11 protein-coding genes are annotated in these 11,965 nt (G+C 62.0%); 4 read left to right on the plus strand and 7 right to left on the minus strand.

The features are described 5' to 3' along the window. The first annotated feature begins 3 nt into the window (after positions 1-3). Positions 4-1,062: a ComEA family DNA-binding protein gene (locus J7E24_RS09775; protein ID WP_215137581.1), complete on the plus strand. Its 1,059-nt coding sequence runs from the start codon at positions 4-6 to the stop codon at positions 1,060-1,062. Positions 1,063-1,089: 27 nt separating this feature from the next. Here the strand turns inward: J7E24_RS09775 and J7E24_RS09780 are convergent, their stop codons facing one another. Further along, a complete protein-coding gene (locus J7E24_RS09780; RefSeq protein WP_215137582.1) occupies positions 1,090-1,974 on the minus strand; it encodes a hypothetical protein in 885 nt (294 codons plus the stop codon). 178 nt (positions 1,975-2,152) lie between these two features. On the opposite strand from J7E24_RS09780, the gene J7E24_RS09785 reads away from it, so the two are divergent. Beyond that, the gene (locus J7E24_RS09785) at positions 2,153-2,344 is read left to right on the plus strand and encodes a cold-shock protein (protein ID WP_215137584.1); all 192 of its coding nucleotides are present in this window, start codon (positions 2,153-2,155) and stop codon (positions 2,342-2,344) included. A 147-nt stretch (positions 2,345-2,491) separates the two neighbouring features. Here the strand turns inward: J7E24_RS09785 and J7E24_RS09790 are convergent, their stop codons facing one another. After that, positions 2,492-2,992, minus strand: coding sequence for a gliding motility lipoprotein GldH (locus tag J7E24_RS09790; RefSeq protein WP_215137586.1), 501 nt, complete (start codon positions 2,990-2,992; stop codon positions 2,492-2,494). Positions 2,993-3,012: 20 nt separating this feature from the next. Then, positions 3,013-4,521, minus strand: a complete 1,509-nt coding sequence (gene ricT, locus J7E24_RS09795; RefSeq protein WP_215137588.1) for a stage 0 sporulation family protein — start codon at positions 4,519-4,521, stop codon at positions 3,013-3,015. A gap of 511 nt (positions 4,522-5,032) precedes the next feature. Here ricT and J7E24_RS09800 point away from each other — a divergent pair. Further along, a complete protein-coding gene (locus J7E24_RS09800) occupies positions 5,033-5,839 on the plus strand; it encodes a M57 family metalloprotease (protein WP_215137590.1) in 807 nt (268 codons plus the stop codon). 311 nt (positions 5,840-6,150) lie between these two features. Here J7E24_RS09800 and J7E24_RS09805 read toward each other — a convergent pair whose 3' ends face one another. From J7E24_RS09805 to J7E24_RS09820, 4 genes are all read right to left on the minus strand, one after another. Further along, positions 6,151-8,805: a S8 family serine peptidase gene (locus tag J7E24_RS09805; protein WP_215137592.1), complete on the minus strand. Its 2,655-nt coding sequence runs from the start codon at positions 8,803-8,805 to the stop codon at positions 6,151-6,153. Positions 8,806-8,991: 186 nt separating this feature from the next. Further along, positions 8,992-9,915 (minus strand): hypothetical protein, encoded by a 924-nt coding sequence (locus J7E24_RS09810; protein WP_215137594.1) that lies wholly within the window; start codon positions 9,913-9,915, stop codon positions 8,992-8,994. Positions 9,916-10,051: 136 nt separating this feature from the next. Continuing rightward, entirely contained in the window at positions 10,052-10,834 is a 783-nt protein-coding gene (locus J7E24_RS09815; protein WP_215137596.1) for a UDP-2,3-diacylglucosamine diphosphatase, read from the minus strand. Continuing rightward, positions 10,809-11,474: a lactate utilization protein C gene (locus J7E24_RS09820; RefSeq protein ID WP_215137598.1), complete on the minus strand. Its 666-nt coding sequence runs from the start codon at positions 11,472-11,474 to the stop codon at positions 10,809-10,811. The genes J7E24_RS09815 and J7E24_RS09820 overlap by 26 nt, the downstream gene beginning before the upstream one ends. A 289-nt stretch (positions 11,475-11,763) precedes the next feature. Here J7E24_RS09820 and J7E24_RS09825 point away from each other — a divergent pair, with 289 nt between their 5' ends. Beyond that, the gene (locus tag J7E24_RS09825) at positions 11,764-11,961 is read left to right on the plus strand and encodes a hypothetical protein (RefSeq protein ID WP_215137600.1); all 198 of its coding nucleotides are present in this window, start codon (positions 11,764-11,766) and stop codon (positions 11,959-11,961) included. The last annotated feature ends 4 nt before the right edge of the window (positions 11,962-11,965 follow it).

An 11,965-nucleotide genomic window follows, 5' to 3' on the forward strand; every position in this document is an offset into this window, starting at 1 on the left:
GTTATGCATTCCGCTGCCCCTACGCCCCTGCCGCCTACCCGCCGGAACCGTAGGAGCACGACCGGCCCCCTAGCGGGGCTGCGCCGGGCAGTGCGGCGCTACTTTGGCTTCTCGCGGCGCGAAACCTCGGGGCTTGTGGTGCTACTGAGCCTGCTGGGGCTGCTACTGGCCTTACCCGCGTTGCTGCGCCCGGCCCTACCAGCCTACGACCCCGCTCCCGACCAGCGCCGCCTCGATGCCTGGGCCGCCGAGCTGGCCGCCCGCCGCACCGCCCGGCCCGATTTTGAAAACCGCTACTCCAGCCGCTACCCGCGCCGCGCCTATGTGGCCCGCGAGCGGGTGCCCCAGGTGCCACTGGCTCCCTTCGACCCCAACACCTTCTCGGCCCGCGACTGGCAGGCGCGGGGGCTGCCTGCCTGGCTGGCCGAGCGGCTCGTGAAATATCGCACGGTGATAGGCAGCTTTCGGGCCAAGGAGCAGCTACGCAAAGCCTACGGCCTCTCCGACACCACCTATGCCCGCCTCGCGCCCTACATCCAACTGCCCGAGCAGCTGCCGCCCCGCGAGCAGCGCGCTTTCGCCAAAAACGGACAGCTTTCTGAGCGCTCACCCTTCGAAACCAAGCCGGGCTACGTGCCCAAACCCCGCAACCTGGCGGCTTTCGATTTGAACGCGGCCGATACCACCCAACTGATGCAGATTCGGGGCATTGGGCGCGGGTATGCGCGGCGAGTGGTAGAGTACGGCCAGCGGCTGGGCGGCTTCCGGCAGGAAGACCAGCTAGCCGAGATTTTTGCTTTCCGCGACGCGCCCGACCTCATCGATAGCCTGCGCAAATACACCTTTGTGGCTCCCGGCTTCAGCCCGGCCCGCTTAGCTGTGAACACGGCTTCGTTTGAAGTTCTGCAGGCCCACCCCTACCTGGGTAAGCGGCTGGCCCGCGTGCTGGTAGCCTACCGCCAGCAGCATGGCCCTTTCCAGCAGCCCACCGACCTGCGCAAAATCCGCATCCTCGACGAAGCCACCTACGACAAGCTGCTGCCCTATATCGAGTTGAAATAGGCGTACCCAGCCCCCCTTATAACCCGGTTACTTTTTAGGCGGACCGGGGCTAGCCCCATAATCGGGCGAGTCGGAGGCATTGGTACGCTCATCCGACGCTTCACCATAGTTGCCGGCGCCCTGCTGCTTGTCGAAGTCTCCCTTAGCAGGCGAGCCAGTAGCAGCAGCCGGTGCCGAGTCGTCGTACTCGTCGTTGTACGAGCCACCTTGCGAGCCGAAGCCTTGCGCCTCGTCACCCTCTGCATCAGTCGAGCCGGCAGCCTCGTAGCCGCTACGGTCGGCGTGGGTAGGCGGAGTAGCTCCGGCTTCGCCACTGCCGTATCCGGCGTTGCTGCTTGCCCGACCAGTCTGCTGGCCGGCTGGCCCTCCCTCCGGGTGTCCCGGGGTGTAGTCTTCGCGCTGGTTGCGGTGTGCTCCACCGGGCTCAACCTCTGCATTGGGTTGTCCGCCAAGCGAAGAGGTACCATAGTTTTGGGCATACGCTGAGCCGGTGCCGGTAGGCGCATCGTTGTCGTTGCCAAACAGTGGCCCAACGGCCGACTCAGGCTCATCGTGGCCGGCACCCACGGCAACGGTGCCAAAGCTGCCATTTTCGGCCGACGGCACACCGTCCTTGTTTTGCGTCCGCTCGCCATCGTAACCAGAGGTTGCCGGGGCCTGCACCGGCGGCCCAGCGTAGGTATCGGTACTGCGGCTGGCCTCGTTGCCGTAGCCCCCCTGGGTGGCGCCCTGCTCCGACTGGCGGCCGAATTCGCCCCGGCTGGCCCCGGCTACTTCATTTTGTTCGTGGTTGAACTCGTCGTTGGCCACGGGTTGCCCGGCGGCGGTGTTGTCTGGAGTGCGCAGCTCGGCTGGCAGCGCGCTGGCAGGATTTTCGGGCGTATTAGTGGGCTTCTGGGTGTTATCGGACATGGCTGCGAAGGGCTTAAGTGGCGGTGCTGGTACATACGCAGCCCCGGCAGCCACGTTTTGCACCCGGGCTTTTTTGTTGATTTAAAAAACAGCGTAGATTTACCGCGCTTAGGTATAGCCTTTACTTCAGGCTCACTTGCTGTTCTTTCCACCATTTTCTCAACCACTTAACACCTTTATGAAAACAGGCACCGTTAAATTTTTCAATGAAGCCAAAGGCTTCGGCTTCATCATACAGGACGAAGACAACCAGGAAATCTTCGTGCACCAAACCGGCTTGGTGCATGAAATTCGCGAAAATGACCGCGTCAGCTTTGATATTGTTGATGGACGCAAAGGGCAGAACGCGGTAAAAGTAGAGCGGATTTAAGCGCCTATCTTTTTCAATAGTCAGCTAAAAAACTGCCATCTGTTGCCAAAAGCAGGGCTCCGTTCCGGCGAAACAGTTTGTTTCGCCGGAACGGAGCCCTGCTTTTGGTTGACATTACCAGTTGTTCGTCGGTGGTGGTGGCTTTTGCTACTGGCCTGCTTCGCGACGGGCTACGCGCACGCCCACAGCCATAATACCAGGCAGCTGGTCCTGGCGCATATACTGCTCCAGTTGCACCCGGTAGGTACCGGGCTTGCTGAACTCCTGGTTGGGAAGGGCCAGAATGCGGTGGTCGAAGATGTCGCCGCTGCCGTTGCCCAGCGGTTCGCCGGTTTTAGGGTCCATCAGGTTCATATCGTGCAGCTTGCGCGAGATAATCTGCCCGTCGGGCCCCGTGAGTGTTACGCGGGCGTAGAGGTTGTAATAGCTGTAATCGGCGGTATTCCGGACATTGAGAAACACGTCGTAGCGGGGCACCGGATCGGTTATTTCAAACTCAAACGTGGGCTTGTTCTGCACGGCCCACACGTAAGGGTCGCCCGCGGGCGATTCCAAGTCGATGTTCTTTTCGTAGACCTCGGCCGGGTCGCAGGCAGCCAGCAGCAGCCCCCCCGTTAAAACGATAAATCCGCGCGTTAAAGCGTGCATAGAGTTAGAAAGGCTAAGCATCAGGAGTCGGCGGAGGGTGAGGGTGGAGTGCTGCCGCCATCGGTGCGGCCTTCGCGGCCAGCCGAGCGGCCCGTGCGGCGGCTGCCCGAACGGCCCCGGCGCTCGGCCGAGCGGCCGTCGCTGCCCTCGGGCTTACCGCCCTCGGCGTTGCCCTGCGAACCGTCGTTGCGGGGTGGACGCCCCGCTTCACGGGCAGGCCGGGGGGCATCGGTGGCCCCGCCTTCGGGAGCAGCTTTGCCCGCACCGCGCCGGTTTTCGCCCCGGCCTTCGCCACCACTGCGGCCCTCGCCGCCCCGGCCACGACCCGAGCGGCGGTTGAGGGGCTTGGCGGCGGCTCCGCGGGGCCGCGCACGCTCCTCAGCAGCATCGGTGCCTTCGGCTGGGCCACTTGGTTTGGCGGAAGCGGAACTGTTATCGGTATCGGACGCGGCAACCCGCGCCGGGCGTTCAGGCCGGCCCGAGCGGGGCGTACGAGCAGTGGCGGGCGCTTCGTCGGCGGGCTTCTTTTTGCCGCGCTTGGGCCGCTTAGTGCCCGACGAGGAGGTTATCTTATCATCGAGGCGCTCCAGCGAGCCTTCCACAATGGCGGTTACCTCGGGAGCCCGCTCTTCCTCGCGCACCGGCACGAGCAGCGTATCGGGCTTTTCGCCGCGCTTGTTCATCTCCAGCACCTCGCGCACGCGCTCCACCGGCAGCACCACCCAGTTGTTGTCGCCGCGCACGGCAAACCACATTTTACGGCGGAAGATGTCGGTTTTCTGCAGCGTGTATTCGCCCTTTTCGGTCAGCAATGGGCGCTGCACCTGCGGAATGTCCTTGAGGGCGTCGAGGTAGGTATCGAGCTCGTAGTTGAGGCAGCACTTAAGGCGGCCGCACTGGCCAGAAAGCTTGGCCGGGTTCAGGCTCAGGTTCTGGTAGCGGGCGGCGGTAGTGCTTACGCTCTTGAAATCGGAAAGCCAGGTGGAGCAGCACAGCTCACGGCCGCAGCTGCCGATGCCACCAAGCCGGCCGGCCTCGTGGCGCAGCGAAATCTGGCGCATTTCTACCCGCACCCGAAACTCGTCGGCCAGCCGCCGGATCAGGTCGCGGAAGTCTACGCGGTCATCGGCCGAGTAGAAGAACGTGGCGCGGGTACGGTCGGCCTGGTACTCCACGTCGGAGAGCTTCATGCGCAGGCGCAGCTCCTCCACCACGGCGCGGGCCCGGAACATGGTGCCCGTTTCGAGGTCGCGTACGGCCTGCCAGCGCTCGGCATCGTCGTCGGTGGCCACCCTCAGAATAGGGCGGATATCCTTTGAGTCGAGGGGGACCTTTTTCTTTTTCATCTGCAGGCGTACCAGCTCGCCCTTCAGCGACACATGGCCTAGGTGCCAGCCACTGCCGGCCGCCTCCACCACTACGGCGTCGCCGGTGATGAGCGGCAGGCGGCTCTGGTTGCGGAAAAAGTCTTTGCGGCCGCCCTTGAAGCGGACTTCCACAAGGTCGAACTCTTTAAAGTCGCTGGGCATATCCAGATCCTGGAGCCAGTCGAATACATTGAGGCGGGTACAGCCGCTGCTACAGCTACCCTTGGAGCCGCAGCCCGAAGTAGTAGCGTTGGTAGAGCAACCGCCGCCGCCGGAAGAACAGGAGGAACAAGCCACGGCTTGGAGAATCTATATAGGTAAGTCCGCGGCCAACAAGCCAACGGCACGAAATGGGTTATCGACAAAGATAGCCAAATAGCCGGGGCAGCTAAGCCCCACCAGTTAGCACCCCCACAGCCACCGCAACACCTGAGGTGGCAGCGGCGACCAGATTGAGCGAGCAGCATATGAAAACATTTTCCTCCTCACATAATCCAAATAAACCGCTTTAATTCTACTGCCTGAGCAGATTACGCAATTTTATGCAATCGGTATAAGGAAAGTATAATGTATATTATTTTGTCAAATAACCGGCAACTATTTTGAAATATCTTCAATAAAACACTATGTTTACCTCACTGTTCCACCATTCCACCTCTCACAACCAAACACCATGAAGAAAAATACGCTACTGGCTTTGCTGGCTGCTACCGGACTGGGCCTCGGCCTCTCCTCGTGTCAGGAAAAAGACAACGTTACCATCAAGAACGAGGTGTCGGAAGCTACTATCGGCCAGATTAAAGCCTTGGGCTTTACGGCAACGGGTGCCGTGAAAACGGACGAAGGCGTAGTTGTAGAAGGCGATATTCTGCTAACCAACGAAATGCTGGCCAGCCAGCCTGAGCAGAACCTGCTGCGTGTGGGCCAGGATGAGCAGTACCGCACTACCAACCTGGTAGGCCGCCTGCCCCGGGTACTGACGGTAAGCGTATCGAGCCAGTTCCCGAACGGTTACGTGCAGGCTGCCGACGAGGCCATCCGCCGCTACAACGCGCTGGGCCTGCGCATCACCATGCGCCGCATCACCTCGGGTCAGGCCGACCTGCCGATTACGTACTCGGCCAACCTGGGCCCCGGCGTACTGGGCCGCTCGGGTGGTTTCCCATCCAACGGTAATCCTGCTCCCGGCTTTCAATTGGCTCCGAGCGTAATTGGGGCTCGCTCTATCAATAACGTAGCCACCATCATGGCCCACGAGATGGGTCACTGCCTCGGCTTCCGCCACACCGACTACTTCAACCGCGCATACAGCTGCGGCGGAGCAGCTTCCAACGAAGGATCCAGCGGCGTTGGAGCCATCCTGATTCCCGGTACGCCTTCCGGTGCCGATCCGAACTCGTGGATGCTGGCCTGCATTGGCTCGACTGGCGACCGTCCTTTCACCGCCAACGACCGTACGGCTCTTAACTACGTGTACTAAGCTGTTAGCCTCATAAGCAGCCCAAATAAAAACCGCCCCAACTCAAACGAGTTGGGGCGGTTTTTATTTGGGCTGCTTATGAGGCTTTTCAGGGAGGCATGACAGTCAGCTTTGCTTCCGGTTACTTTCTAACCTGCTTCTATAATCCAAGTTGCACAGTAAGTCCGTTGGCTCGCTGTAGGGGCGGGGCTTGTCCCCGCCCTCCGTTGAACGAGGCATTGAGGAGCCGTTGAACTAGCGTTTACCGTATCGTTCAGGCGGCGGGCGGGAACAAGCCCCGCCCCTGCCTTGCCCTCCGCAACCTGAGTTAGCTATAGCACCAAAATGCGCCGGGTGATTTGGGCGCCGGATTGCAGCCGGATGCGCAGCAAGTAGGTGCCGGGCCGCAGCGCATCGGTGGCGATGCGCTTGATGACGCCTACTTCAGCTACCTCATCACGCAACAATCGGCCTGTCAGGTCGAACAAGCGTACTTGGGCGGTTTCGTTGGGGGGCAGCACAATGCGCAATGGCTCACCAGCCACTAACGGCACCGGGTAAACCAGCACGGCGGCTGCCTCGGCCACCCGGAATACCCGTTCGGGCTGGCTGTATATCTCGCTGCCGTTATCGAGCCGAAGCCGTGCCCGATACCGCGCATACCCCGTAACAGGGGTAGGGTCCGTCAGCACCAGGTCAGTGCTCGGCCCGGCATTCAGCAGGTGGACGTCCTCAAAGCTGCCATCAGAACGTTGGCGTTGCAGCGCTATCGTCTGCAACCGAAACGTAGAGCCCAGCGTCAGGTCGAACTGCACCGTATCGGTTACCAGCTGGCGGGGCAGAAAGGAGCGTACGTAGCAACCATTGCCAGCCTGCTCCAGATCCTGCGTCGGGCCCCGTACGCCAACGCGCCCGGCTATAACCGGCGCGACAGCAAAGTAGCGGGCAGTGGCCTCGGCGGCCGTTAGCACCAGCACCGTATCGGCAACCCGGCGGAACGGCGTGAGCAGCGTAGATCCAAGGCTATATACCTGATACTGCGTAGCACCGGGTACGCGCCGCCACGTCAGGAGCGCTTCCTGAGGGCAGCTATACGCCACGGAAAGCACCAACGGACGGGCCACAAAAAATGTATCGGACACGGCCGTAACGGCCCCGGATACCAGCCGTAACTGGGCGGGCTGGGTGATGTCGGGGGCCGTCCAGCGGTACAGCTTATCGGCCAGATTCACGCTGGGGCTCAGGACGGTCCAGGCGGGCTGGCCCACGGGCTTGTATTCGAGGCGGGCTGTGGTGGCCGGGCCAGCCCACTGCCAGCGCAGCAGCTGGCCGGCTCCGGCAGCTTCCAGGCCCCGGGCTTTGGTGGGCGCTACCCAGCTTAACCCCGTTTCGAACTCGTAGGCTACGCTGAACGCCTGCGGGCCCTGGGGCACGGCAAAACCACGCACCCGCAGCTCATAGGTTCCGGCTACTGGCGTATCGAGGGTAATTTGCTCGGCATTGTCGCGGTGATTAGGGCGGCGGCGGGCAGGACGGGCCAGCGAGTCGCGGTGCGGGTAGGCACTCAGCGTCCAGGGCAGCCACTGCTGATTGGTAGCGGGCCGGCGTAGGGTCAGGTCGAGGTCGTTGATGAGGGCCGAGGCCGTGCCCGCAGCCGCTTCGGGGTCGGTCCAGGCCAGGGTTATTTTGAGGCGATGCACACCGGGGGGCACGGTAACCGAAAACATCCGCTCCTGGCCGGTGGTGGCGGTGCCTTCTACAAACCGACCGTCGAGCATAGTTTGCACGGCTCCCAACGCATCGGCTTGGCCGTAACCGGCCACAAAGTCAACCTGCGGCCGGCCTACATCGTCAGCCGAATTGAGCAATGCGGCCCGCACCAGCGCGGCGGTGGGCAGGGTGTTGCGCCGCTGCTGGTGGGCTTGCTGCACCAGCAGGCTAATACCCGACACCAGCGCCGCCGCGTCGGAACTGCCCCCGTCGCCGAATGCCACCAGCTCGGGCTTTAAACGGCCATCGGCAGCGGGGCCACGGGAACTGAACGGGCTGACTGCGCCCAAAGCATCGGTAACGCCTACGCTAAGGCTGTTTTTGGCATTCTTGAACTCGCCGGTAAGGTTAGCCACGCTGTCGAGGCCGGCATAGGGGCCAGCCGGAGCCGGCCTTGGGCCCGAGTTGCCGCTCGAAAACACGTGGAGCAGCGTGGGATACTGCCGCGCCTGCTGGTCGTAGGCACGGGCCTCCAGGCCATAAAAATTCTCCACTTCCACCCCATAGGAGTGGTTCTGCACCGATACACTCCGCGCGGCAAGCTGCACCCCATCGTCGGGCAGCAGGTTGTCGTAGCTCGACTGGGCAATGCGCGCCTGCCAGGTCACCCCGCGGCCATCGGGCGAGGTGTTGCCGGCCCCGGCAATGATGGTGGCCATGGTAGTAGCGTGCGAGTTAAGCAGCGGGGCCAATGGATCGGGCTCCAGCAGCCGGCCCCGGAAGTCGAGGTCGGCTATATCCAGCGGGCTTTCTTTCACCGAAACGGTGAGCCCCTGCCCCGTGAGCGTAGGATAACGCGCATGGACGGCTGTTACTTTGTTTGCCCCCAAATCGAGCCCGCCCAACTCCCGTTCGGGCCGCGCCCTGCGGTCGGCTGCCTGCACGAAAAGCACTAAGGGGCTTTCGGCCAGGGCTGCCGCCCCGATGCCACGCACCCGCAGCATGTTGGGCTGGCGCGGCTCCGCCTCAGCCACTGCTCCCGGATGGCTGCGCCCGAGCCATTGCCGGAACGCCGTTTCGTTGGCCACGCTGACCCGCAGCGCACGTAACCCGGAGTTGCCTGGCCGGCGCAGTTCGGGGGCCAGCCGGGCGGGCGGCAGCACGGGCCGGGCCGGATTCTGGGCTTCCGCCTGGAAAGAGAAAGCCGCGCTCAGCAGCGTAGAAAGCAGCGCAAACGGCAAAAAGCGTGCGGCGCGGCGGCGCGGAGCAATGGGCATACAGACGAAGTGGTTGTGGCGGAGCAGAGCGAGCGGGCAGTTCTCAAATATAGCCAGAAATACCGTTGGCCGGCCACCCTGTAGTACCCGCCCGCGTTAAGCAGCCGGCCCAACTTCAAGTCTCACAAACAACTATCAGCCAACCTGATACAGCAACACCATCCAACCTACATTGGCCCATTGGCTTTACCTGCCCGGTATTTTGTACACCTGCACGCCGGCCGCTGTCAGCAGGTAGGCATATTGCTCGCTTACGAGCACCTGCTGCACGCCGGCCAGCGGCAGCGGCAGGGCGCGTTCGGTGAGGTTGTACAAGTGAAAAAACCGTAGCTCGCCGGCCGGCCCTAAGTAGTAAAGTTCGTCGGAGCGGAAGCCCACATAGTTCAGGCCCGGCAGCGGCAGCTTCTTGCGAAAGTTGCCCAGGTTATCGAATACGTACACGCCCCCTACCCTATCTACCAGATAGAGGTTGTTCTGGTACTCACGCAGAAACCGGAAATCGGGCCGCGAGCGGCCAATCAGAATATCAAGCGGCGTGGAAATGGTAAAGCGTTTCTGGGTGGCATCAAACTGCCGCAGCGTCAGGTCCGACTCGTTGAAGAGCCAGTACCGGTCGTCGGGGGCCAATGTTACCACGCGGGCCTGGCCATCGAGCAGCTGGGGCAGCGGCAGCTCGCTGATGGGCGACAGAAACCGGTCGAGCAGCAGCACCTGCTGGCGGTCGTCGTAGAAAACCAGCACTTTAGCCGTGTTCCAGGCTTCTACCTGCATCACGTGGCCGGGCAACGGCGGGGCATACACGTTCAGAGCCTCCCCTTCGGGCCCATATTGGCGCAGGTTGTTCTGGCGGTCAGTTACATACAGGTTGCCGCGCCTATCCAGCGAGGCCGCGCCCGGCTGGGGCAGGGCCAAGCTGCGCACCAGCTGCCAGCCCCGGGCGGCACCGGCTGTATCGGGGAGCAGGCGCGCTACCGGCGCGGCCTGCCCAGCCGGCGCCACCGAGCCCGCCGGGGGCGCAGTGGTTTGGGCGCTGGTGAGAAGTGGTGTTAGAAGTGAGAGATGAGAAATGAGAAGTGAGACCAGAAGAAAGCGAATAGAAAAAACTGTCATCCTGAGCAGCGCGCGGGATCTTGTCCCGCGAGCCCAACTAGCAGCGAGTGTTGGGCTCGCGGGACAAGATCCCGCGCGCTGATCAGGATGACAAGGGCTTTGCACGTCCACCCGCTCGTTTCTCAGCTTAACCTTCTCACTTCTCATATTCCCGTAACGCCAGTTGCTGCCCATCATACACGCCATAGGTGCAATAATTGACCCATTCGCCGAGGTTGAGGTAACGGCTGCCGGGGGCTACTTCTACGTCGAGGGGCAGGTGGCGGTGGCCGAAAACATAGTACTCGTGCGGGAACTGCTGCTGCATCTCGCGGCAATACGTCAGCAGCCACTCGTCGTCGCCGAGGAAGTGGTCGTCGGAAGGGCCGTTTTGCAGGCGGCTGTGGCGGCTCCAGCGGTTGGCCAGCCCGATGCCGAAGTTAGGGTGCAGCCGCGCAAACAGCCACTGGGCCACCGGCGAGGCAAATACTTTCTTTAGCACCTTATAGGTGTGGTCGCCGGGGCCGAGCCCGTCGCCGTGGCCGATATGGAACTGGTGCCCACCTATGCGCTGGCTGACCGGGTGGCGCAAAATGGGAATGTTAAGCTCCTGGGTGAAGTAATCGAACATCCACATATCGTGGTTGCCGGTGAAGAAGGTAACCGGCAAACCCGTATCCGTCAGTTCGGCCAGCTTGCCCTGCAGGCGCGTAAAGCCCCGCGGGATGGCGTGGCGGTACTCAAACCAGAAATCGAAGATGTCGCCCAGCAGGTAAATGGCGGCCGCGTCGCGGGCCACTTCATCGAGCCAGCGCACAATACGCTTTTCCCGCTCGCGCGAGCGGGCGGCATCGGGGGCGCCAAGATGGAAATCGGAGGCAAAATACACCCGGCGGCCGGGCGGCAGGGCCAGATCAGGCAGTTGGAGCGGGCGCGTCATCTAGTAGAAAAAGGGCCAGGCGGCGCGGACCATGCGCCCCGAGTACCAGCGTTTTTTCGATATCGGCGGTGCGGCTGGGCCCCGAGGTCAGAGACATCATGGAGGGCAGCTGGCCGGGGCCGTATTTGGTTTGCATCAGCTGTAGCGCGTCGACGATGTCGGCCACTACCTGCGAGGTGCGGGCCAGTACCAGGTGCTGGTCGGGATAGATGCTCAGCCGGCGCCCGCTACCCGTAGCCCCCGACACCAGAATACTGCCGGTACGGGCCACCAGGGCCTCACAACTCGTCAGGCCCGCATCGGCCTGCTCCCGAAAATCATTTTCATCACCCTGAAAAACCAGGCCGCCAGCGTGTAGCAGCTTTTTCAACTCCGGCTCCCATACGTATAGGTTTTCCAACTGCTGCTCCTTTTTATAGAGAAAAAGCTGATCGTAGAAGTGCTCCTCCGATTCGCAATAGTAAAACGCCCCGCCTACCCGCACAAAGCTTTGGGCAAAGGCCACGGCCAAATCATCGGCGGCGGCAGGCCTGGGGTGTAGCGGAGCCGCAAAATCGGGCCGGGGCACGGGGGCGGGCCCGGGCGTCTGCAGGGCCTCACGGATACGGCGTAGAACAAGGTCACGGGAGCTTTCGGCCATGCAGCAAAGGTAAGCGGGTTTCACTTGTAGAAAACACGGCCAAAGCTCGCTATGGGAATCGGGGCCGCTCACTGCCCCACTACGGGAATCAGAGCTAACTCCGTTAGTAGGAGAAAAAAGCGACTTATAAAATTCGGGCATGTGCCAACCGTCCAGTTGTACTCTGCAGCCCCACTAGAGGCCATAAGTGCTGGTGAATTCATTTTAACTAGCTGAACTGTAGCCAGCCTGCCGGGATAGTGGCATCTTTTTGGTATTTCCGCCATCGAACCTACTCTTTAAACCCGCCATGCACAATACGCCTGCCGTCAGCTACTCCGCCCCGACCGCGCCGGCCACCCAGTATCTCCCGGCCACCGAAGCAGATTTCCAGGACTGGCTACAAGAGCTGCTGCCCGGCGTGCGGGCGGCACTGGCTCATCAGGGCTTCGAGAAAATCCGTACACTGAAACCCTTTCAGCAGTTTCTGCAAGAAAGGGCCGCATAACCAA

It is taken from the genome of Hymenobacter sp. ISL-91, assembly GCF_018613725.1.
In the GTDB taxonomy this organism is placed as follows: Bacteria; Bacteroidota; Bacteroidia; order Cytophagales; family Hymenobacteraceae; genus Hymenobacter.

Excerpts from the sequence above, each read along its gene's own strand:
- J7E24_RS09805 (WP_215137592.1), bottom strand. The coding sequence starts at position 8,805 with ATGCCCATTGCTCCGCGCCGCCGCGCCGCACGCTTTTTGCCGTTTGCG.
- J7E24_RS09775 (WP_215137581.1), top strand. The coding sequence starts at position 4 with ATGCATTCCGCTGCCCCTACGCCCCTGCCGCCTACCCGCCGGAACCGT.
- J7E24_RS09815 (WP_215137596.1), bottom strand. The coding sequence starts at position 10,834 with ATGACGCGCCCGCTCCAACTGCCTGATCTGGCCCTGCCGCCCGGCCGC.
- J7E24_RS09810 (WP_215137594.1), bottom strand. The coding sequence starts at position 9,915 with ATGACAGTTTTTTCTATTCGCTTTCTTCTGGTCTCACTTCTCATTTCT.
- J7E24_RS09820 (WP_215137598.1), bottom strand. The coding sequence starts at position 11,474 with ATGGCCGAAAGCTCCCGTGACCTTGTTCTACGCCGTATCCGTGAGGCC.
- J7E24_RS09790 (WP_215137586.1), bottom strand. The coding sequence starts at position 2,992 with ATGCACGCTTTAACGCGCGGATTTATCGTTTTAACGGGGGGGCTGCTG.
- J7E24_RS09785 (WP_215137584.1), top strand. The coding sequence starts at position 2,153 with ATGAAAACAGGCACCGTTAAATTTTTCAATGAAGCCAAAGGCTTCGGC.
- ricT (WP_215137588.1), bottom strand. The coding sequence starts at position 4,521 with ATGCCCAGCGACTTTAAAGAGTTCGACCTTGTGGAAGTCCGCTTCAAG.
- J7E24_RS09825 (WP_215137600.1), top strand. The coding sequence starts at position 11,764 with ATGCACAATACGCCTGCCGTCAGCTACTCCGCCCCGACCGCGCCGGCC.
- J7E24_RS09800 (WP_215137590.1), top strand. The coding sequence starts at position 5,033 with ATGAAGAAAAATACGCTACTGGCTTTGCTGGCTGCTACCGGACTGGGC.
- J7E24_RS09780 (WP_215137582.1), bottom strand. The coding sequence starts at position 1,974 with ATGTCCGATAACACCCAGAAGCCCACTAATACGCCCGAAAATCCTGCC.